The 22,725-nt window shown below is 66.3% G+C and carries 14 protein-coding genes and 1 pseudogene; 9 read left to right on the top strand and 6 right to left on the bottom strand.

Features of this window, described 5'->3' with window-relative positions; all coding sequences use genetic code 11:
- Nucleotides 1-217: 217 nt before the first annotated feature.
- The 7 genes from H1Q64_RS01650 (at nt 218) to H1Q64_RS01620 (ending at nt 11,350) form a co-directional block, all read left to right on the top strand.
- Nucleotides 218-1,828 carry a peroxidase family protein gene (locus tag H1Q64_RS01650; RefSeq protein ID WP_237904119.1) on the top strand — a complete coding sequence of 537 codons (1,611 nt, stop codon included), beginning with the start codon at nt 218-220 and terminating at the stop codon, nt 1,826-1,828.
- A gap of 160 nt (nt 1,829-1,988) precedes the next feature.
- The gene (locus tag H1Q64_RS01645) at nt 1,989-3,326 is read left to right on the top strand and encodes a hypothetical protein (protein WP_237904118.1); all 1,338 of its coding nucleotides are present in this window, start codon (nt 1,989-1,991) and stop codon (nt 3,324-3,326) included.
- Between the two features lie 995 nt (nt 3,327-4,321).
- Nucleotides 4,322-5,749, top strand: a complete 1,428-nt coding sequence (locus H1Q64_RS01640) for a hypothetical protein (protein WP_237904117.1) — start codon at nt 4,322-4,324, stop codon at nt 5,747-5,749.
- A 250-nt stretch (nt 5,750-5,999) separates the two neighbouring features.
- Nucleotides 6,000-7,670 carry a hypothetical protein gene (locus tag H1Q64_RS01635; protein ID WP_237904116.1) on the top strand — a complete coding sequence of 557 codons (1,671 nt, stop codon included), beginning with the start codon at nt 6,000-6,002 and terminating at the stop codon, nt 7,668-7,670.
- Entirely contained in the window at nt 7,652-9,196 is a 1,545-nt protein-coding gene (locus H1Q64_RS01630) for a Dyp-type peroxidase (RefSeq protein WP_237904115.1), read from the top strand. The genes H1Q64_RS01635 and H1Q64_RS01630 overlap by 19 nt, the downstream gene beginning before the upstream one ends.
- A gap of 2 nt (nt 9,197-9,198) precedes the next feature.
- A complete protein-coding gene (locus H1Q64_RS01625; RefSeq protein ID WP_237904114.1) occupies nt 9,199-10,437 on the top strand; it encodes a cytochrome P450 in 1,239 nt (412 codons plus the stop codon).
- A 156-nt stretch (nt 10,438-10,593) separates the two neighbouring features.
- Nucleotides 10,594-11,350, top strand: a protein-coding gene (locus H1Q64_RS01620) for an IS5 family transposase (protein ID WP_237904113.1) whose coding sequence is annotated in 2 segments (ribosomal slippage) — nt 10,594-11,094 and nt 11,096-11,350 — 756 coding nt in all. Because the reading frame shifts where the segments join, the coding sequence is not laid out codon by codon here.
- 620 nt (nt 11,351-11,970) lie between these two features.
- Here H1Q64_RS01620 and mutL read toward each other — a convergent pair.
- Nucleotides 11,971-13,875: pseudogene (mutL, locus tag H1Q64_RS01615) on the bottom strand (DNA mismatch repair endonuclease MutL).
- A 76-nt stretch (nt 13,876-13,951) separates the two neighbouring features.
- On the bottom strand, nt 13,952-14,794 hold the full coding sequence (locus H1Q64_RS01610) for a hypothetical protein (protein ID WP_237904112.1): 843 nt from the start codon (nt 14,792-14,794) through the stop codon (nt 13,952-13,954).
- 336 nt (nt 14,795-15,130) lie between these two features.
- Between H1Q64_RS01610 and H1Q64_RS01605 the strand changes: the two genes are divergently transcribed.
- Entirely contained in the window at nt 15,131-16,336 is a 1,206-nt protein-coding gene (locus H1Q64_RS01605; protein WP_237904111.1) for a hypothetical protein, read from the top strand.
- 611 nt (nt 16,337-16,947) lie between these two features.
- On the opposite strand, the gene H1Q64_RS01600 is transcribed toward H1Q64_RS01605, so the two are convergent.
- Nucleotides 16,948-17,751, bottom strand: coding sequence for a hypothetical protein (locus H1Q64_RS01600; protein WP_237904110.1), 804 nt, complete (start codon nt 17,749-17,751; stop codon nt 16,948-16,950).
- Nucleotides 17,752-17,845: 94 nt separating this feature from the next.
- Nucleotides 17,846-19,489, bottom strand: a complete 1,644-nt coding sequence (gene pgi, locus H1Q64_RS01595) for a glucose-6-phosphate isomerase (protein WP_237904109.1) — start codon at nt 19,487-19,489, stop codon at nt 17,846-17,848.
- Between the two features lie 175 nt (nt 19,490-19,664).
- On the opposite strand from pgi, the gene H1Q64_RS01590 reads away from it, so the two are divergent.
- A complete protein-coding gene (locus tag H1Q64_RS01590; RefSeq protein ID WP_237904108.1) occupies nt 19,665-19,832 on the top strand; it encodes a hypothetical protein in 168 nt (55 codons plus the stop codon).
- 39 nt (nt 19,833-19,871) lie between these two features.
- On the opposite strand, the gene H1Q64_RS01585 is transcribed toward H1Q64_RS01590, so the two are convergent.
- Together H1Q64_RS01585 and H1Q64_RS01580 are read right to left on the bottom strand one after the other, a co-directional pair.
- Complete coding sequence (locus H1Q64_RS01585) at nt 19,872-21,236, bottom strand: M16 family metallopeptidase (protein WP_237904107.1); 1,365 nt, start codon at nt 21,234-21,236, stop codon at nt 19,872-19,874.
- Between the two features lies 1 nt (nt 21,237).
- Nucleotides 21,238-22,644, bottom strand: coding sequence for a M16 family metallopeptidase (locus H1Q64_RS01580; protein WP_237904106.1), 1,407 nt, complete (start codon nt 22,642-22,644; stop codon nt 21,238-21,240).
- Nucleotides 22,645-22,725: the final 81 nt, after the last annotated feature.

The raw sequence follows: 22,725 nt of genomic DNA, 5'->3' as shown, positions 1-22,725 counted from the left end.
ATAATAACTGTGATGAAAAACAATCTACCGGCCTGACAAATATTTGTCCATATCCTCCCATTTGGGAGGCGCAAGGAACAGAATCTGAGGATAACGTCTGAGTAACTCGCCAATGGCAAGATCTTAGGCTGTTTTGCTTATGGCGATCAGACGAGCATCGCGCCTCGACGAATGGCGATGCCCTTTCACTTTGGGACATCTACGAAAGGGTTGCGGCATGGGCAAGAGCGACGAGGGATTTCATGGCCACGCGGTTCGGGAAAGGAACGTACCCCCGACCGGCGTGACCTTCCGGGCCGGACGCTTCGGCCGGATGTTTCCGGAACTGGCGGTGCCGCTTGCGCCGCCGGACGAGCAACTGGTTGAACTCGGCCTGTCCATGGTCGACGGCGGCACCGCTCCGGGAGCCGGGGACAACGCGCACATCCCCGCGGGCTTCACCTACCTCGGACAGTTCATTGACCACGACGTCACGCTGGACACCACGACCTTGATGGAGACGGTCCAGGACCCCTCCTCGGTCGAGAACTTCCGTACGCCGCGGCTCGACCTCGACAGCGTCTACGGACTGGGTCCGCGCGTTCATCCATCGCTCTACGACCGCCACAGCCCCGGGTCCGCGAAGCTGCTGGTCGGTCTGACGGACGTGGGCGGCGGCGACCCCAAAGTCAGATCCGGTCTCCAGCACGACCTGCCGCGCAACGCCCAGGGGCTCGCGATCATCGGCGACGAGCGGAACGACGAAAACTTGCTCGTCGCGCAGACCCATGTTGCCTTCCTCCGCTTCCACAACGCCATGGTGGATCGCCTCGAGGGGACCGTCGGGAAGGACGATCTCTTCGCCGCCGCCCGGCGCGCTGTCGTCGAACTGTACCAAGCAATGGTCATCCGCGACTTCCTGGCAAGAATCTGCGACGTGAACGACCTCGCGGCGGCGATCGAGCGGAGGAGGTTTTTCCGGTTCGAGACCTTCGGAAGGTTCGCCCAGCCGTACATTCCCGTCGAGTTCTCCGTGGCCGCCTATCGCTTTGGACACACCATGGTGCGCCAGGACTACAGCCACAATCGGGTTTTCCGTCCCGAGACCTTCGGGTCCTCGCTGGACGTCTTCTTCCGCTTCACCGGAAAGTCGGGCGTGATCGGCATGCCGGGCGAGGCGGTCGCGCTGCCGAGCGACTGGGTGATCGACTGGCGGCGGTACGTCGATTTCCGAACCACCGACAAGAGTGACGGCTTCAGGCTCAATTTGACGCGGACAATCGACCCTTACCTGTCGCCGGCGCTGCACCGGCTCAAAGGGAAACCGGGCGAGGTCGGGCAAGGCGACGCGAGCGCCGACCGGAGCCTTGCCGTGATGAACCTGCGGCGTGGAGTCAAGATGATGCTGCCTGCGGCGCAGGACGTCGTCCGCTTCACGGGGGTGGAACCGCTCGCGGCCGACGAGATTGCATCGTCCGGCGACGATGGCGCCGTCGCCGCCAAGCTCGGCCTGCACCTGCGGACGCCGCTCTGGTACTACGTCCTGAAGGAGGCTCAGATCCGGCAGGGAGGGCGGCGTCTTGGGCCGCTCGGCAGCCTGATCGTCGCCGAGACCTTCATAGGCATGATGCAGGGTGATCCGCAGAGCATCCTGAGCCGCGATCCAACGTGGCGCTTCGGCGAGCCGATCACGGGACTTGCCCTCGAGGGCGCCGACCGGAGGTTCGGCTTCGCCGACTTGATCCGGATCGCGAGCGGTGTTCCCGACGGAACCGACGAGGAGACCATGAAGCCACTGCTCAGCCCCGTCGACGACCCGGCCAACCTGTCGCAGGCGCCAACTGTGTGAGAGGTCGCTGCCGGGCAGGCGTGACCGACGCTTGCCCCGGTCGCGCGCCGGCTTCTCCGCGCATCCACCGCTCAGGCCGCTGCCCATCCCGGCACGGTCTGGCGGACCATCCGCGGGGACGACACGAGTGGGATGGCCGAATGAGATGGAGCCATCCGGAATGGGCGAGGTGGCCATGGACGGTTCAGAAATGCCTCCGCAGGACCGCGGCGGACCCGACAATGCATCGATGTTGGCCGAGGAGGATGTCCTCCTGGAGGAAATCGAGAAGGCCCGGCTGGACGCCGTGCTGCTCCTCAACTTCGTTTCCGAGCGCAAGGAACCAAGCTATCAGGAGGGACCAGGCGCGCGAAACGGATGCGCGAGTTGGACGACCGAAGAACTCCTGGCGATCCTGCGGAGGACACCCGCGGAGATCCACGCGAGGCCCAAGGACTGGGCCGTCCTCCTTGCGGCCATCGACCAGCTTGCCGACATCGCCCGTCCTGCCACGGTGGAATCGATCCGGTTCACCCGTGCCTATGTCGATGGGGGCGGAGACGTCCGCGACGACGCTCCCGGCAGACTCTCCCGGACAAGGCGCGCCAAGTGGCTGAAACGGATGTACATCGTCTTGTGCGCCCTTGGGCTGCTTGCGGTGTTCGGCGCGATGCTCCTGCTGCACCACGTCTTCACGGGTCGGCTGATCCTTCAGCGGCTGACCGAACTCGCCTCGGCACAGACCACCATACACTTGCTCACCGCCCAGGCATTCCCGGAAGTCGGTTCCAAGCCTCCGGAAGGCAACAGTGAGAGGCCGTCATGCGGCAGCAAGTCTCCAGGCCTGTCCGCGATGCAGAATGGCGTATGCGACCGCGCGACCGACCTCGCGCGGAAAAGGCAACTTACGTACTTGCAGCTTGAGGTCTGGAACCGGACCGCGGATCGGTTCTTTCTCATCCCAAATCTCGTTTTCAGGCCGTCGATCGACCGGATCATGAGCGACGAGGCCGCGCTGCTGTACCGAAACCTCGATCCGAGCCCGCCCGGCGGCGACGCAACGCAGGAGCTGCAAAAGCTCGTGAGGCGGTTGACGTCGGATTGGGATCGGACGGAACTCCGAACCGAGGCGATGCTCGCGGGCATGTCGAACTACGGCATACCGACGTTGCTTGGTTTTATCGGCGCGGTGATCTTTGTCTTCCGCCGCTTGGCGACCCACCTGGAAGAGTGGACCCTCGACAGCCGGGAGAGAATCCTCGTCTGGCTGCGACCGATGCTCGGCCTCATCTTCGGCGGCTTGGCGAGCCTCATTTTCGAGCCCGGGAGCAGCGATATCGGCGATCTCAAGCTCTCCCTGGGTCTCCTGGCCTTCGTTGGGGGGTATTCGGTCCAATACATCTTCGACCTGCTCGATGGGTTTGTCATGCGAGCCACGAAGGCGGATGCTGGCAGGGCCGCGCCGTCCCTGATCGCTCCCTCGCAACCGTCCGGGAGGAGCGAGCCCGACACGCATTAACCGTCCGGATGAGACACGTCCTCGGTGGCATACGCCGTAGGGATTTGAGGGTTTCACTGAATTTGTCCGTGGCGGGGCCATCCCAGCCGGCGCCGCGCGGGATGCGCTTTCAAGCTGCGGCGGGGGCTGCGCCGGATGGCCGTTCAGGTAACGACGTCCAGGTAATGGCTGAGCATCGTCAACAGCCGTCGGGCCAGCCGGGTAGGGGGGCACCGTCCATTCTGCGGGCGTCAGCACCGGGAAGAGTCTTTTTTAAACCTGGTTGGCACGCTGCCGATCATCGCCTGAGAGATTGCTTCGGAGTTCGAAATAAGGCCAATGCTCAGGTCATGCCGTCGATCATTGGGTAATTGAAAAGAAGCCTCGCATGGGTTCAGTCATTTTTGAGCTTGGAGCCTTTTTGCAATTGGCATACGGTAGTATGCAGGTTCGGAATTTCTTTAGGATATACTCCGTTAAGCGAATTGCTGGCGATATATTATCAAATGCAAGATTGGCTTACGGAACAATTGGCGGCTGGTATATTATTTTTATTCCAATTCAGCAAGTGTGGACTTAGTAGAATCTGCAAAACTTCGGCAATTCCTGCGGCATTCTCATTTAAAAGGCTGAAGATAGAACTTGATTTATGCGTATATATTTTTATCAATCAGGTTTGTCTTGATTGTTAAAGATAAAAGCTGCTTCTATTCTTGAATAGATCATCAAAATGAATTGCCGTGCATAGGACAATCCGCTCTGGCGCTTGGCGGGTTGGAAAGAAATCCCGCTGTTCTGCCTCTCTAGGCGCGCTTGCTCCGCGCAGCATAAGAGGCTGCTCCAGAGCTTCGTACAAAAACCTGGAAACCTTCAAAGTGACGTGTGGGGGAGGGGGCATGAAAGGCAGAAGAATGCTTTCGAACGTCTCTACTATAGGTCTGTGCGTTGGAGGACTTATAGGCTGCGGCACGCCAACGCTGCCCGAGTTGGACATTGAGGAGCAATGGACCAATGCAATGGCGCGCCAGTCCATGTTCGCGTTCTTTCCGCTCGACGAGGACGTCATGGTCGGAGACGTTTTCCTGAACACACGGGGAGCGCCGACGTCGCGCGATGACGGCAACTTCGATCTCGTACGGATTGCCCGGACTCCCAAGATCGAGGTGGCGCGGGGACTCTGCGACAGCCAGAAGGAAAGGCTATTCATAGCCTTCGCCGAACCGCGCAGCGTGGCGACGGAGAACCGGGAGGCCAAGGCCACCGTTTCCGAGAAGACGGTTGATGCCAAGAAGACGACGGTCATTGCATCACCGGCGTCCAGCCCCTGCACGATGATCATGGCGGCTTGGCAAGACAATCGACCGTTCCCTTCATCGATCCGTCTCGCCGACGCCACGGACAGCACCAGCGATTTTCGTCTGGGTCATGCAAGCATTCCGAAACTCACCGCGGCCCGGCTTACAGAGGCGCAGGTCGGCGCATCCGGCCTGCTTGGCAACTTCGGCGCAAATCTGGGATTCGCCAGCGGCAGCAACGTGGCGCTGACGATCGAGCTGAAGGATCTCCAGCAACTTCAACTTGAGCTCCCTATCGCGATGGACATGCTGCGTCGGTTGGTCGTTGCCGATACGGCCGTGCGTCCCGGTGCGGTCGTGCGCATCATGGCGCGACGCTGGCCCGAGGGGACGAAGCACCTGTGCCGGGGAGATTTCGCGAAGATCCGCGACGGAATGTCGGTCGCGATCGCCACACGCGTTCTCTACGCCGGCAAAGTCGAGTACCAATTCTCCCGAAGCGCCGAGATGGCGCTCCGTCTCGCGATCCATGCGACAAGCGTCTTGGAAGGCCAGCCGCAGGCTCCCACTGTGCCGAGCCTGCCGACCGGCAAAACCGAAGCACTGGCTGCGGCGGAAACCAGCGAAGCAGCCCGTGTCCGCGCCTCGGTCAATGCCTTGCTCGCGAGCGTGACGGGCGGGGAAACCGGCAAGGCGGCGGGCGGCCACACGACGCTCGCCATCGGTTCACTGGGTGGAACCTCCCTGTCGTCCCAGTTCCCGCGGCCCCTGGCTGTCGGAGCCGGTACGAGCCTCGTTTTTCCGGCCGAGAACGCGTTGCTGCCGCAGGACGCCAGGGATGTCGCGGATGTCATGGACTTCTGCAACGACCTTCTCGAACTGTCGGCACCTCGGGAACTCGCACAGAATGTCGCTGAGACGTTGTCCGATGCGAAAAGGTGCTTAGAAAAGCAGGCGCAGATTGGTGCTGGGGACCCGCGAAAGGGTCTGCGCCAGCGCATGTGCGATTTCCTGGTCGTACGGGAAGCGGCCGTGCAGGAGCAGAACCAGAAAGCGGCCAGCGGATCGCGCAAGGCTGTGCCCGCGCCCCCAATTCCCGGATTTGTGCCGATCGATCGTGTGCTGACCGGCCGCGCCGGGCAGAGCTGATGCGACATCGGCAACCCGAGGGCAAGACGGGAGGATGGCCAGCGATGCAGACAGCGCCATGCGTTCGGATCAAGCTGTGCCGCGGTGCGCATCGGCGGCCGTGGGGAGCCGGGTCAAGGACGCAATCCCGCTGCCACGCCAGGACCTCCATCTCCGGGAGCCGCTCCCCAACCCGGTGCCGGGGCACGGTTCGCCACGCGGCGAAATGGTAAGGGCTTCGCGGCACCACCGACATTCGAGGCGCAGACACATGCAGTCAGTGCTTTCCACCGTCTTCGAGGTCCAGCCCGACAGCAAGGACATGCTCGTCGCCCGCATCGTCCAACTGCGGCAGGACGAAGAGAGCCTTGTCGGGCCGCAGGGAGAGAAATACGGGCGGCTGAAGGTCCGGGTCCCCTTGCTGCACTTCATGGCGCTCAGCGTGTTCGAAGACGATCGTTACGATCCGATCCTCGTCATCGAAACGAACTTCGATGGACCGCCCGGCCCGTTCTGGGCTCAGCTCGAGGCGGCCGTCGGCGAGGATCTCCGCGCGATCCTGCGCTTCTGCGAAAGGCCCTCCGGCCCGACCGGGGCGTTGTTCGACCGCGTCGTCGCGGCGGACTCGCGCCAGCCGATCGCGCCGCTGCTGGAGGGCCACAGCTTCCAGCCCCTGATCGTCCACCTCGGAAACCGTGGCCTCGACCGTGACCGCATCCTGCGGGAGGCCGATCTCTTCCATGCCGCGCGGACGATCCTGGCGGACGCCGACAGAACCGCCCCCAATCCGTACCGCTCCGCAACCAGCGCAACGGCGATCCACGCCGACCTTCGTGGCGCGCTCCTGGCGTCGTTCCCCTGGCTCGACGAGCCGGCGCCCGCCCGCATTCCGGCCCACGAGAACCGGAGCGACTGGCTGCGGCTCGGCGGCTTCCTCGCCCTCCTGCTTCTCGCCCTGTCGCTTCCCGGGGTGCTGCTCGGCCTCATGCTCCGCCCGTGGTGGGTGGCGGTTCTCCTGTCCCTCGTCGCGGCTGCGGCGTTCGCGGCGTCGATCCGGGATCTCGGCGACCTGCTCCGCTTTTTCGGCACGTCGGACGGCGCGGCGCCGGCCGATGCGCGCCCACGCCCGACGGCTGGCTCGCGCCTCGTCACCGCTCTCAAGGGCTCGGCCGGTGTCGTGGCCGTGATCGGGGTCTATCTCGCCATTCCGTCAGCCGCCGCCGCAGCGGTGGTGGCGCCGCTGACCGGCGCCGGATTCGGCGACATCTTCCGCGCGTCGGCCCAGGTCCTCGGCGCCGGTTTGGCGAGCGTGCCCGCCAGTGCGCTCGCGATCCTGTGGTGGCTGCGCCGGTTGGAAGCGCGCGACGCGTCGCATGACCATCCCCGCCTCGACGAGGGGAAACTGCGGGCGATGATGGAGCGCGAGGATCACATCGCCCAGAACCACATGGGGAGCCTTGTCCTCGTCAAGCCCGGGGTGCTGCGTGCGGTGCTGCTGCGCGTCGGCCTGCGCGGACTTGGGCTCGTGCTGCGCGTGACCGAGTGGGCGCGGCGTGGGTATCTGGGCAGCATGCGGACCATTCATTTCGCGCACTGGGCGCTCATCGACAACGGCGGTCGGCTGATGTTCTTCAGCAACTTCGACGGCAGTTGGGAGAGCTATCTCGACGATTTCATCGAGAAGGCGCATTCCGGTCTCACACTGGCGTGGGGCAACGCCACGGGTTTCCCGCCCGCGCGCTTCCTGCTGCTGGATGGGGCGACCCAAGGCCGGAAGTTCAAGGCCTGGGCCCGCCATTCCATGACGGTGAGCCTGTTCTGGTACAGCGCCTACAAGGACTACACCGTGGACCAGATCGAACGCCACGCGCGCGTTGCCGACGGGTTGCGCCGGCGTTCCCTGACCAAAGAGGAGGGCACCCTATGGGCTCGGGACCTGTAGCGCCGGCCGCCGGGGTGGCGGCGGGCCGGGAGTGCGACGTCGACCGCGATGCCATTTCCACGCACGGCTGGGGGCTTGCAACGGACGCGTGGGCCGAGGTCCAGGGTCTGGTCTACAGCGGATACGGTACCTTGCCCTGGGCTCGGGCCCTGTTCCTGGACCTGACGCACGCGCAGTCCGGCTGGCTCACGTCGCTGCGCGCCGTGGCACCGATCACCGACGGGCGTCCGATCGTCGAGCCGAAGGTCTGTGTCGACAAGGCGGCGGCCATCGCCTTTACCAGCACCGGCCTGGCGGCGATGGGCCTCGGCGAGGATGCGCTCAGGACCTTTTCGCTGCCCTTCCGGGAAGGCATGCACCAGCAGAACCGCCGCCGCCGATTGGGCGACGACGGGCCGACCGTCGTCGACGGCGGGCCGCAGTGGAGCGGAAACACCCCCACGTCGCTGGAGACGCCGGCCACCGTCCATGCCCTGCTCCTCGTCTACCACCGCAGCGAAGCGGACCTCGACCGATACGCGGAGGAGGCCCGCGGAACGCTTCTGGCCCAAAAGGTCGCGATCGTCCGCGAGATCAAACTGGACATAAAACCCGACCAGTGCGGGAAGGTGCGCGAGCATTTCGGCTTCGCCGACGGCGTCTCCCAGCCGCTGCCATACCTCGACAACGGGCGCGACGGGCCGCCCGGCCACGATCCCTGGAACGAGATCCCCCTCGGGGAGATCCTGATCGGCTACAGGAACGCCCATGCGGAGATCGCGCCGGGTCCACAGGTTCCGGCAACGGACAGCGCGGCCCGCTGGGAACTCCTGGATCCCGGAAACGCACCCGAGGGATTCCGCGATCTCGGCCTGAACGGCACCTATATGGTCGTGCGCGAACTCCGGCAGGATGTCGGCCGCTTCTGGACCTCGCTGGACAATCAGGCCGCCATCCTGCGACGGCAGGGCGGCGACGCTGGTCAGGTCACGGCGGAGTGGCTGGCGGAGCGCATCGTCGGGCGGGACCGGGACGGCCGCCTCCTGTGCCCCGTTGGAACCTCGGTGGCGGAGGGCGACAACCGCTTCGGGTTCCGTTCCCGGGACCCGCACGGGTTCGGGTGCCCCCTCGGCTCCCACGTCCGGCGCGCCAATCCGCGGGACGGGCTGGCCCCGGACGAAGACTCCGCTGAGACGCTTCGGGCGGCGGCGAACAACCACCGCATCATGCGCCGCGGCCGCAAGTTCGGCAGGGTGATCGCGGACCCGCGCCACGACGATGGGGAGGAACGCGGCCTCCTCTTCATCTGCCTCAACACGGACATCGCCCGGCAGTTCGAGTTCGTTCAGCAGACGTGGCTCCTCAACCCGAATTTTGCCACGCTCTATCAGGAAAGGGACCCGCTGGTCGGTCCCAACGGCCCGCTGACGATCCCCCAGGACCCGTTGCGGAGGATCGTGGACGTGGAAACCTACATCGAGCTGGTGGGCGGGGAGTATTTCTTCCTTCCCGGCATCCGGGCACTGGCCTATCTGGAAAGCCTGTGATCATGCGGGTCGAAGGCGTCGGACCCAGGGGGCGGCCCGGCGGGCTGAAAGGCGCGCTCGCCGGTTGGATGATGCGAAGCCTTCCGGCGGTGTTCCGGGTCCTGCGCGCCGTATCGCCGGTTCTGCGCATTGGCGATACGGTCGTGGTGACCCGCTACGATGACGTGCGCGAGGTGTTCCTGAACGACGACGCCTTCGCGGTTCCCTACGCGAGGAAGCTCGACGTCATCATGGGCGGGCAGCCGTTCTTTCTGGGGATGCGCGACACGTCCGACTACCGCCGCGACACGGCGGCGATGAGGACGGTTGTCCGCTCCGACGACCTTCCCGCGCTCGCTGCGGAGGCTGGGCGTCTCGCCGCCGAGGCGGTGCGGGCGGGCGGCGGCCGCATTGAAGTGGTGAACGACCTCGTCCGCGAAGTCACCTTCGCCGTCCTGGGCCGGTACTTCGGTGTGTCCGACCCGCCGGACGGCGATCTGAGGATCTGGGCGTCCCGGCTCTTCGAATTCCAGTTTGCCGACCCCGGCGACGACCCGGATCTGCGCGCCGAGGTCGACGCGATCGCACCGGCCCTGCGCGCCCACATCCAAGGGCTGATCGAAGCCCGCCGCGCCTCCGGCGCGTTCGGGGACGACGTTCTCGGGCGCTGCCTGGACCGCCAGAGCCGCGGCGATCCGGGCTTCTCCGACGGCCAGATCCGTGCCGCCCTGACCGGCTTCGTGGTGGGTGGACCGCCGCAGCCACCGATGGTCGTGCCCCAAGCCCTCGAGCAGTTGCTGCGCCGGCCAGCCGAGTTGGAGGGCGCACGGAAGGCAGCGCTGGCTGGTGACGACGCGCTGCTTCTCGGATACGTACTGGAGGCCATGCGCTTTGACCCGCTCGCCCCGACACTGCCGCGGGTTGCGGTGAGGGACGAGCTCATCGCGGCCGGCAGCCGCCGGGCCACCAACGTGCGCGAAGGGGCGACTCTGCTCGTTGCCTTCAGCTCGGCGATGATGGACGAACGGCGCGTGCCCGATCCCAGGCGGTTCAACCCACGTCGCTTGGCCCATGAGTACATGCATTTCGGGCATGGTCTCCACACCTGCTTCGGCTTGCAGATCAACCACGCGATCCTGCCCATGATGCTCAAGCCACTTCTGGAGCGGCGCGGGCTGCGGCGAGCCCCCGGACCGGACGGCCATCTGCGCAAGCGCGGCGCCTTCGCCGAGCGTCTGGAGGTGGTGTACGACCCGGAGTAGGTGTCAGGCCGACTCGAACAGCGTGAGGAAGGAACACCGAACGCAACGCCCAAAAAAGCGCTACGGATTTCCAGCCTATATTTTCTATTTACCTAGCACTACTTTGGCAGCTCTAGGGCGCTGTTAGCGCTTGATGTCTGTGCCCATCTGTTCGGGATGGGAGTTGAGTACGGAAACGAGGTTCTGAGGGACGCGGAATGGGCGATTCTGCATCCGCTGATCGAAGCCTGCCGCCCGCGCGGCAAGACACCACCCCAGCATCTGCGCCGCACCGTTACGGCGATCCTCTGGCGGCATACGAACGGAGCCAAGTGGCGCGCCATCCCGTCGGAGTTGGGGCCGTGGTGGATGGCGGCGCAGACCTTCATCCGCTGGGCGCGGCTGGGCGTGTGGGAGCGCTTGCTCGATCTGGCCCAGCAGCGCGGCGTCGCGCTCGGCATGACCGTCCTGGACGGCACGAATATCCGAGCGCACGCGAAGGCGGCGGGCGCGTCGAAAAAAGGGGATCTGGAGCACAGCGGGGGCACAAAAGCCTGCGTGATCGTGGATGGCGGTGGGCCGGCGCTCGGCTTCGCCCTGGCGCCTGGCCAAGCCCGTGAACTGCCGCTCGCCCCCGTTCTGCTGGCGATCCTGCCGGAGGTTCCCGGCTGGGTGGTGGGGGGGCCGTGGCTACGCTTCGGACGCCTTCCGTCAGCGGATCTGGGAGCCCGGCGCACGACCGGCGATCCCGCACAAAAAGACCGATGCGCCGGTCGCCTGTCCGGCGTGGATCTACAACAACCGCAACCTCGTCGAGCGCTTTTGGGCCAGGATCAAGGAGTGGCGGGCAATTGCCACCCGCTACGAGAAAACTGCCAACTTCTTCACGGGCGTCCTTTGCCTCGCCGCCGCCCTCGATTGGATCAAGCGCTAACAGGCCCTAGATCCGTTGAATATTCAGGATTTTCCCCACGGTAATGGGTCGGCCTCGCCAACAATTTCTTCCAAAGACTCAATTGAATATTATTAACTCAAAATGATCAACTGTTGTTGATGGTGTTGGCAAATAATTTCTAATCAAAGCGTTGAGTTGCTTTCTCATTCATTGGTCCATTGACAGCGCTGAAGCACGAAGAATTTTGCTTTAGAGTTAACTCGAGATTGGCGAGCGGATTCGTGTGTGAATCTTGCTTCTGCACTGGGCAGTGCGGTTGCTCACAGGGAGGGGCTCAATCACGCATGACGGTCTGTTGCCGCCGCTCGATTTGGTTGGCGCTTCCCCGTCATCCCAGCCAGCAAGCTGACCGTTGCAGATAAATTCCTTTGCCTATCGGCCCGTTGGCGGGGCACTCGCCGATCATTCTCATGACGGCTTGCTCCCTTCGTCGCGCCGCCCGTTTCATAGCGCGATCTGCGGCGAGAGGAGGCCGGTCAGCGCCCATCCAATGAGTGCTGGCGCGACGCCGAAGCGAGCCGTCTCCGGGTCAGTCTTATTGTGGTTTCAGAGTCAATTCGTGTGTGGTTCAGGGTCAGTCTATCTGTGGTCCGACAAATCTAGCGGCGCCCGAACAGCCGCTCAATGTCGGACAGCTTCAGCTCCACATAGGTCGGGCGGCCGTGGTTGCATTGGCCGCTGTGGGGGGTGGCCTCCATCTGGCGGAGCAGGGCGTTCATCTCCTCGACGCTGAGCGACCGTCCGGCGCGGACGGAGCCGTGACAGGCCATGGTGCCGCACACATGCTCCAGCCGTTCCTTCAACGACAGCGCATCGCCCAGCTCCGCCAACTCTTCGGCGAGGTCGCGGACGAGGCTCTTCACGTCGCTCTGGCCCAGCAGCGCGGGCACTTCGCGCACCAGGACGCAGCCGGGGCCGAAACCCTCAACCGCAAGGCCCAGCTCGGCCAGTTCCGCGGCGCGGCCCAGCAGGCGGTTGGCGGATGGTTCGTCCAACTCCACCAGTTCTGGGATCAGAAGGGCCTGCCGCTTCACGCCGCCCTCCAAGAGGGCGGTTTTCATCCTTTCATAGACCAGCCGCTCATGGGCGGCGTGCTGGTCGACGATGACGATGCCCTCGCTGGTCTGGGCGACGATGTAGGTGTTGTGGACCTGGGCGCGGGCCGCGCCCAGCGGGTGGCTGTCCAGCGGCGGAGCAGCGGCGGCGGCCTGCGCCGAGTAGTCCGGCGGGCGCGCGGCGGGCGCGGCTTGCCAGCCGGCGAGGCGGCCCTGCAAGGGAGGGAGCGGCGCCTGATGGGGCGCCTGGAAGGCGGTCGCCCGGTCGGCCAGCCCGCGCGGAACGACGGAGCCGTAGCTGCCGCCCCAGGACTGCGCCGGCTGGTGCCCCGGGCTGCGGTAGGGCAGGGGGGAAGGCAATGGAATGGCTCCGTCCGCGTCCATCTCGCTGCTCTCCGGGCGCAGCGCACCCAGAGTCGCCAACCCCACGGTGGTCGAGGCGCGATGCCCGGCCTCGGCCAGCGCGTGTTTGAGCGCGCCGACGATCAGCCCGCGCACCAGGCCCTGGTCGCGGAACCGCACCTCCGCCTTGGCGGGATGGACGTTCACATCCACCTCCTGCGGGTCGAGGTCAAGGAACAACGCCAGCATGGGGTGGCGGTCGCGCGGCAGGAAATCGGCGTAGGCCGCCCGCACCGCGCCGACCATCAGCTTGTCCCGCACCGGGCGGCCGTTGACGAACAGATGCTGGTGGCGGGCGGTGGGGCGGTGCAGGGTGGGCAGGCCGATCCAGCCGGCGAGCGTCACCCCCTCGCGCGCCGCCTGCACGGGCACGGCGTTGTCCTGGAAATCGCGGCCCATCAGGGCGCCCAACCGGGTCAGCCGGGCGTCGAGCAGGTCGCCCTGCGCCGGCCGACAGGCGCAGCGTCGAGCGGTTGTCGCCGTCCAGCGTGAAGGCCACGCCGGGATGGGCCATCGCCAGCCGTTCGATGCAGTCGCCGATGTGGTCGAACTCGGTCCGGGCGGCCTTCAGGAACTTCAGCCGGGCGGGCACGGCGGCGAACAGGTCGCGCACCTCGACGCGGGTGCCCTGGGCCAGCGCGGCGGGGGCTGCGGCGCGCCCTTCAGGCCGGCGTCCACGGTCAACGCCCAGGCGCTGTCGGCGCCGCGCGGGCGGCTGGTCAGGGTCAGGCGGCTGACCGCACCGATGGAGGGCAGCGCCTCCCCGCGGAAGCCCAAGGAGCGGATGTCGAGCAGGTCGTCGGACGGCAGCTTGGAGGTGGCGTGCCGCTCCACGGCGAGCGCCAGATCGTCCGGCCCCATGCCGCAGCCGTCGTCAGTGATGGTGATAAGCGACTTGCCGCCATCACGCACCACCACGTCGATGCGGGTGGCCCCGGCGTCGATGGCGTTCTCCACCAGTTCCTTGACGGCGGCGGCGGGCCGCTCGATCACCTCGCCGGCGGCGATGCGGTTGACGAGCGTGTCGGGCAACATGCGGATCGGCATCCGCCAAATATAGTAGGCTCACGCCAGGAATGCCACCATGAGCGGGGGCGTGCGCGGCGAACCGGCGCGGCGGCCCTCAGTCCCCGGCGAACAGCCCCTTCAACCCTTTCAGCAGGTTCGTGGCCATGTCGGTGGCGACGTCGTCCATGCCGACCGAGCGGACGGAGGCGAGGACCCGGGCGTTCGATTCCCCATCTCGGTCGGTCACCGCCCACAGGCTGGCGCCCTGGTCCGGCCGGGTGTCGGTGAGGCGTCCCAGCGTTCCCTCCTTGATGGCGCCGAGCAGCGGGCCGCTGTGGTCGCTCCCGTCCTTCAGCGCGATCATGCGCAGCGGATCGTCCGTCTTGGCGGACCAGCCGGCGAGGCCGAGCCGGTCGAAGACGACCTGCATCTCCTTGCCGCTGTTGGGCATGCCGACGCCGATCACGCCGGACTCGGCGTCGGCGTCCTCTGCGAACGGGTCCTTTACCCCGGCGGCGCGCAGCGCGTCCGGCATCTCGGGTTTGCTGAGGCCGTTCTTCGCCGCCAGCTTGTCCAGCAGGCCATGCGCAGCGCCACCCAGGAAAATGGGCTGGTCCTCGGGCAGGTTGAGCGTCTGGCGCAGCATGCCCATCGCCTCTCGCATGTAGTCGGCCTGCTTGAGGTCGTAGTCGCGGCGGGCGAGCATGGTTTCCATGCGCGCCGCCACCGGGTCCTTCACCGCCGCCTCGTCGGCCTTTGGCACCGTGAAGGAGATGGCCCCGGCCTTCATGGCCCGGACCGCGTCGGGAGACAGGCTGACCATGTCCACCGTGCCGTTGCGGCCGATCGTGGGCGCGGCGGTTCCCGACGTGGCGGCATCGGGTCCCTTTGCCGGAGCCGGCTTGGCGTTGGCGCCGAAAGCGGCGGGCGTGCTGCTGGTGACGTCGGTGATGGACATGCGCGCTTCCCCCGCTTTTCGATGGTGCGGCCTTCGGGATGCATCCCGAGGTGGTGAGCGATGATGCCGGGGGCGGGGTCGGTTGTCCATGCGGCGGAAGCGTCCGGTCGGATGGCGCGTGTCGGCGCCCGCTTCTTTTCTTGGGGGCAATAAACTGAAGGACGAATCGTCATCGTGGTCCGTGAAAATATAAGCCATCAAGCATTCTTGGTCTCATCCTCCTTTTTTCCTAGGAAGATATAATAATACAAATGCGTGCGTATTGACGAGATGTTTGAATATTCATTTGATCTGAGGAAATGTGCTGCTCCATCCGATTTCTTGTGGGAGCAGCACATGTCCGATACCCCTATCACCTACGCCGCGCCAGTCGATATTCCGGTGGTCCGCCAGCCCTTCAACCTGCCGGGCTACAGCAACTCTCTCAACGTCACCATCGGCACGCCGAGTGGCCTGCTGCACGAGGTGCAGGTCGACACCGGTTCGACCGGCATCGTCATCCCCGCAACTTTGCTGATGGTCGACGGCGACACGTCGAAGGGGCTGGCCGCGGGCGTTGTGTCGCTCGGGCCGGCGCAGATCACCTATCACCCGTCGGGCAACACGCTGGCCGGTTGCCTCTATCTCGTGCCCAGCCTGGCGCTCGGCGCGTCGCTGAACGACTCGAAGCAGGTCGTTTCCGTCTGCGAGGCCGGGCCGCTGGTGGTCTTCGGCGCGCAATATGCCGGCAACACCGGCACGCCCGGCGTCCAGAACCCGGTCGATCCGGGCATGGGCATGATGGGCGTCGGCTTCGGCCGCCCGGCGCTGAGCTACACCGCGAACGCCGGTCAATCTGATCCGGTGGTCTACACGCTGAGCAACCCGTTCCTCTCGGCGTCGGTGGACGGCCAGCCGCTCTACCCGTCCTATCTGCTGTCCTCGGCGGGGAGCGGGGCGAGCGGCTACATAGCGCTGGGCGTCACGACCGCCGAGTTCACGGCCGCCCCCTTCAACGGCCAGACCGTTGCGCTGACCTCGGCCAAGCCGCCGGTCACGCCGAACGTCACCAACGACTGCAACTGCGCCCCGGCGTCGGGAACCTCCTGGCCGGCGGCGCCGGCCCAGCCCTATTGGCTGACCGGCCCGGCGATCATCACCGTCAGCACGATCAACGACGCGCTGCCGCTGAGCGCCACGCTGCTGCTCGACAGCGGGGTCACCGGGGCGATGATGAGCGTTCCGCAGGTGAAGAACTGGGCAGCCAATCTCGGCGGAGCGGAAATCACCATCGCCGTGCCGAACGGGTCCAGCCCCGACGCGGAGCCGGTGATGACCTACAGCTTCTCCATGTCCAGCGCGGCCCCGGTCAAGGGCATCTTCGCCATAAACACCGCGCTGTCCACAGCGGCGGCTCCGGCGTCGCTGGAACCGGTCGTGCCGGACGCCGACATCGCCTTCGTCAACACGGGCATCAACCTGCTGCTGGCCCACAATTACTTCTTCGACGCGCAACTCGGCCAGTTCGGCTTCGCCACCGCCGCGCCGGTCACGCTGCCGTAAGCGGCGGCCGTTCTTGCGTAGGGACCGCCCCGCCGTCCCGTACCGCCATGGCGGGGCGGGAAGGGCGGGGTGGTTCCAGGCACGGGGCGGTCACGCCGGGCCGGTCTTGTCGGCGGGGTGGCCGTCCTCCTGCGTTTCCGGTTTGCTGGGGGTGGCGGGGCAACTGGCGCGGGACGGGCCGGTGACGACGTCGAAATCGAAATCGGACATGATGTGACCTCCGGTTGGTAAGGGAGGCCGCCGTGACCGTCAGGAGGATTTTGCGTGCACCGCGTGCTGAAAACACAAAAGCCGCCTCGGGTCGGGCGGCTTTGGGTGCATCGTGGGTGTGCGATACCTAGGCCGCCGGTGTGTACCAGCGGTACCAAAATCGCCCCAGAAGGGCGGGAGAGGTGAGGCGCACGGGGTTCATGGCTCGCACCCTACGCCGGATCGCCGCGCTGCACAAGGGCTTCCTGCGGGGGCGTCGGCCGGCTTCCCGGTCATGGCCACGTCAGACAACCGCCTCGGCGATAAGCGATTGCACTAAATTGGCGGACCGGATGGAGCGGCGCCCGGATGGACGCCGCATTGTCCATCCAACCTGATCTCATCCGCCCGGCTGCGCCGACTCAGCCGCCGTTCCTCCGCATGATCTCCGCCCTATGCGACGCCTGTTCCTGTGCCATGTCAGCCACATCGTCTTCGCCCATGCCGCGGGCGGCGTCTGTGAGGCTGGACAGGGAGACGCCGGCGTCCTTCAGCTTGTTGCTTGCCGCTTCCTCTTCGCCGCTGCGGATGAAAAAAGGGTCACCCAACTTCATGTAATAGGGCGAGATGAGCCGGGTCTGGCGTAAATGGGCGGTCGCCCGGCTGTTGCCATGGGGTTCCGCGTTGGGTAGCCCGGTGCCCGCGCCGGGCTCCACTGCGGAAAGGGCGCGCAGGATCTCGCCATAGTCGTCGGAGCCGCCTTGGCCGTTCTTGTCCAATTCTCCCAGCCGCGCGACCAGTTCCTTGCGCCGGGCCAGCGTGTCGTCGGTTGCCTTCAGCATCTCATCCGCCGTGACGGTGTTGGCGCGGGCGAAGAGGCCGCGATTCTGGGATTCGAACATCCGGCCTCCGTTCATGAAGGCCGTGGACCGAGCCATTTTCAGGCTGCCCATCAGCGCGTTGTTCACGTCGTCGCCGGTGACCTTGCCGCTGTCCACGAGGCCGCTGAGCAGGGTGCGCTCGTTCTGCTTCAGCTTGTTGAACAGATCCAGCGAAGGCCCCTTCAGGCTCGCCGCCAGGGGGCTCAGGGACAGCGTGTCCTTGGCGCCTGTGGTGGTGGCGGTCGTTGCCGCCCCAGGAGAGCTGATTGCGGCGCCTTGGGCCGCCGACATGGTCTTCGTCGTGGCGACGGCCGGGGCGCCAGCCAAAGGGGATAAAGCGTCCATCAGAGCATCCCTCACGGTCGAGCAATCCCGTGACGATGATTTTACGGTTGTTTTTCCCCTTCGGCAATAAAACCGCAAGGCGACCCTTCGCCGCTCAGCGGTGCTTGCGGTACCAGCCGATCAGCCCGTTGGTCGAGCTGTCGTGCCCCAACGCGGCGGTCGGGCCGTTCTGGAGTTCGGGCAGGATCTTGCCGGCCAGTTGCTTGCCCAGTTCCACGCCCCACTGGTCGAAGCTGTTGATGGCCCACACGATGCCCTGGACGAACACCTTGTGTTCGTACAGCGCGATCAGGGCGCCCAGCGTGTGCGGGTCCAGCTTCTTGAACAGAATGCTGTTGGACGGCTTGTTGCCCTCGAACACGCGGTGGGGGACCAGCGGCTCGATGGCGTCGGCCGGCTTGCCGGACTTGGTCATCTCGGCGCGCACCTCGTCGGCGGTCTTGCCGCGCATCAGGGCTTCCGGCTGGGCGAAGAAGTTCGACAGCAGGATGCGGTGATGGTCGCCGATGGGGTTGTGGGTTTCCGCCGGGGCGAGGAAGTCGGCGGGCACCAGCTCCGTCCCCTGGTGGATGAGTTGGTAGAAGGCGTGCTGGCCGTTGGTGCCCGGCTCGCCGAAGACCACCGGGCCGGTGGCGTAATCCACCCGTGCGCCCTGCCGGTCCACCGTCTTGCCGTTGCTCTCCATGTCCAACTGCTGGAGATAGGCCGGGAAGCGGTGAAGATACTGGTCGTAGGGCAGCACGGCGTGGGACTTGGCGCCCCAGAAATTGACGTACCAGACGCCGAGCATCGCCATCAGCACCGGCATGTTGCGCTCCAGCGGCGCGGTACGGAAATGCTCGTCCATATCGTGGGCGCCGGCCAGCAGCTCGGTGAAGCGGTCCATGCCGATGCCGAGCGCGATGGACAGCCCGATCGCCGACCACAGCGAATAGCGCCCGCCGACCCAATCCCAGAAGCCGAACATGTTGGCCGGGTCGATGCCGAACTTGCGCACCTCCGCCTCGTTGGTGGAGACGGCGACGAAATGCTTGGCGACATGGGCGGGGTCGCCGGCGCTCTCCAGGAACCAGCGCCGCGCGGTGTGGGCGTTGGTCAGCGTCTCCTGGGTGGTGAAGGTCTTGGACGCGATGACGAACAGCGTCGTCTCCGGGTCCAGCCATTCCAGCGTCTCGCTGATGTGGGTGCCATCCACGTTGGAGACGAAATGCACGCCGATCTGCGGGTGCAGGTAGGGGGTCAGCGCCTCCGTCACCATCACCGGGCCGAGGTCGGACCCGCCGATGCCGATGTTGACGATGTCGGTGATCGGGTGGCCGGTGTAGCCGGTCCAGGCGCCGTCGCGGACCTGCCGGACGAAGCGCTCCATGCGGTGCAGGACGGCGTTCACCTCCGGCATCACGTCCTGGCCGTCCACCACGACCGGGCGGTTGGAGCGGTTGCGCAGCGCGGTATGCAGGACGGCGCGGTCCTCGGTGATGTTGATCCGCTCCCCGGCGAACATGCGGTCGCGCCAGCCTTCCACGTCCTGCTGGCGGGCGAGGTCGAGCAGAAGGGTGCGAGTCTCCTCGGTGATGCGATTCTTCGAATAATCGAACAGCAGGCCGCAGGCTTCCAGGGAGAAGCGGTTGAAGCGGTCGGCGTCGGCGGCGAACAGGTCGCGCATATGGAGGGTCGAAACGTCCTGGCGATGACGGGCCAGGGCTTCCCAGGCGGGCGAACGGGTGAGCGCTGACATCGGGATTTTGCCTCCTTCTCGCGTGCGCGGAGCCTAGCACCGATCGGTGCGCGCCGGGTACGCGCCAAAGCGGCGCATCCAACGTGCACAAAGGTCTAGGGTGAGCGGACTATGCGGGGCGGACGATGAAACCGGCAACCGCCGCCTTGTGTTCTTTTCGGGACAGGAGGTGACCATGAGCGATCCGAACAAGCCCGAGCAAAATCCGCCGGTTCCGGCCGAGGAGGAGCGCCGCGAGGACGAGCGGCCCGATCAGGTGGGGATCATCCCTGGCAAGGTGCCGGGCCGCCCCATCGATCCCGGCGATCCGCGCTTTCCAGGAAGCCAGCCGGATCTGGCGTAAGAAGGGGCGCCGCGGTGGGGGGCCACCGCGGCGACTTTCTCAGCTCCCCCCGTCGATGGTCCGCGTCGCCGTCACGCCCTCCGGACGGCCGACCAGCACGGTCAGCAGCCGGTTGGGGTCGAGCAGCCGCTTCGCCACGCGCTGCACGTCGGCCTGGGTGACGCCATTGATGAAGGCGTCGCGGCGGTCGAGATAGTCGATGCCCAACTGGTCGCGCTTGACCTGGAGCAGGATGCCTGCGATCGCCTGCGTGCTGCCGAGCTGCAGCGGGAAGCTGCCGGTGAGGTAGGTCTTGGCGTCGGCCAGTTCCTCCTCCGTCACGCCCTCGTCGGCCATGCGCTTCCACTCCTGGCGCATGATGTCCAACGCCTGCCCGGCCTTGGCGTTCACCGTGTTGCCGCCGGCCATGACCAGCGCGGAATGGTCCATCGGGATCAGGTAGCTGTAGACGCCGTAGCTGAGGCCGCGCTTCTCCCGAACCTCCTCCATCAGGCGGGAGCCGAAGCCGCCGCCGCCCAGGACGTAGTTCATCACGGTCGCCGCGTACCAGTCGGGATCGGCGCGCTTGAGCCCGGTCTGGCCCATCAGCATGACGGTCTGCGCGGTCGGCCGGGTGGCGACCAGCGTCTCGCCCAGCCCCTTCGGCTCGACGTCGGGGATGGCGGCGTTCGCGGAGGTGGCGGGTAGGCCGCCGAACACATGGTCGAGCGCGCGGCCCAGATCCTCCGGGCTGATGTCGCCCGCCGCGGCGACGACCAGCCGGTCGCGCCCGAAGCCGTTCTTCACGAAGCCGCGCAGATCGTCCGGGGTGATCGTCGGCAGCGACTCCAGCGTGCCGCGGATCTCGTCGCCGTAGGGGTGGCCGGGGTAGGCGGTGGAATAGAACAGCCGCCGTCCGACGTAGTTGGGATCGGCCTGATCGCGGCGCAGGCTGGACAGCACGGCGGCGCGCATGCGCTCCACCGCCTCCGCGTCGAAGCGCGGCTCGGCCAGCGACAGGCGGGTCAGCTCGAACGCCTCGTCGCGGCGGTCGCTCAGCGTGCGCAGGCTGCCGCCGAAGCCGTCGCGCCCGGCGTCGTAGCCCAGCGCGATGGCGTTGTCCTGAAGCCGCGCGGCGAAGGACTGGCTGTCATAGGGACCGGCGCCCTCGTCCAGCGTGCGGGCGGCGAGGTTGGCGAGGCCCTCCTTGCCCTTGGGGTCGGACGCGCCGGCCCCTTCGAAGGCCCATTCCAGGGCGATGATGGGGACCTTGTGGTCCTCGACCAGCCACGCCTCGATCCCGCCGGGGCTGACCACCCGCTTGATCTCGATGGCGGCTGCCGGAGTGGTGATGACAAAGGCGAAAAGGAAAAGACAGGCGCCGAAGATGCGCTTGGACACGAGGCGCTTGGATAGGACGATCATCTCAGCTTCCCTTGTCCTGGAGCGGCAGCAGAAGGCCGGTGACGTGGTTGGTCTGGCCCAGAACGGCGCGGGCGGCGGCGTTGACCTGATCGGCGGTCACCGCGTCGATGCGCACCGGCCAGTTCTCCACGTCGTCGATGCTCTGGCCGGTGGCGATGGCGGCGCCCAGCGTCTGGGCCGGGCCGGTCAGGCTGTCGCGGGCGTAGGCGGCCTCGGCCAGCATGCGCTTCTTGGCGGTGGCCACCTCCTCCTCCGTCACGCCCTTTTCGACGAGCGTCCGGATGTCGGCTTCCAGCGCCGCTTCCAGCTTCTCCATGGTGACGCCGGAAGCCGGCGAGGCGCCCGCCGCCAGCGAGGTCATGTCCCAGGACGACGGGCTGTAGCCCAGCCAGGCCGAGGTGGCGATGCGCTGCTCGACGACGAGGCTGCGGTAGAGGCGGGAGGTCGGGCCGCCACTCATGATCTCCGACAGCACCTGGAGCGGGTAGGCGTAACCCTCCTTGTCGGTGCGGTAGGAGGGGGCGAGCCAGTTGCGGCGGATTGAGGGCTGGCGCACCTCGTCGTCACGCAGGATCACCCGGCGGGCGGCGCTGATCGGCGGCTCCTGCACGCGGACGCGCTCGGGCACCGGGCGGGCGGCGACGCTGCCGTAGTATTTTTCGGCAAGCGGCTTCAACTCTTCCGCCGTCACGTCGCCGGACACCACCAGCACGGCGTTGTTGGGCGCGTACCAGCTCTTGTAAAAGGACTCCGCCTCCTCCCGCGTCAGTGTGGCCATTTCCTGCGGCCAGCCGATGATCGGGGTGCCGTAGGGGTGGTGGACGTAGAGGGTGGCGTTGATCTGCTCGCCGATGCGGTCGGCGGGCTCGTTCTCGATGCGCTGGCGGCGCTCCTCGATGATGACGTCCCGCTCCGGGTAGACCAGCTGATCGGTGAGGCGGAGGTTCGACATGCGGTCGGCCTCCATCTTCATCACCAGCTCCAGCCGGTCGCGCGCCACGTTCTGGAAATAAGCCGTGTAGTCCCAGGAGGTGAAGGCATTGTCGCGCCCGCCGTTCTTGGCGACGATGCGGGAGAAGGCGCCGGGCGGAACCTCCTCCGTCCCCTTGAACATCAGATGTTCCAGGAAATGGGCGATGCCCGACACGCCGCGCGGCTCGTCCGCCGCGCCCACCTTGTACCAGACCATGTGTGTGACCACCGGCACGCGCTGGTTGGTCACCAGCACGACCTGCATGCCGTTGGACAGGGTGAAGGTCTCCGGGAAGAAGACGCCCTTCTCGGCGGCGAAGGCGGGGGTGGCGGCGGGGGTGGCGCCGGCCAGGGCGAACGCCAGGACGCCCGCGGCGGCAAGCCGACGCCAGGGCCGTTTCCAGGGTGGCGGGGCGGTGGGGCCGTTGGGGAGCATGGGCCTCTCGTTGGGAGCGAAGGGACGGGAATGCAAAAGGGGGCGTCCCCGTCTGGGAACGCCCCCCTAGATACTGGTGCG

It is taken from the genome of Azospirillum brasilense, assembly GCF_022023855.1.
GTDB lineage: Bacteria > Pseudomonadota > Alphaproteobacteria > Azospirillales > Azospirillaceae > Azospirillum > Azospirillum brasilense_F.
This window is presented reverse-complemented; position numbering and strand designations above follow the sequence as displayed.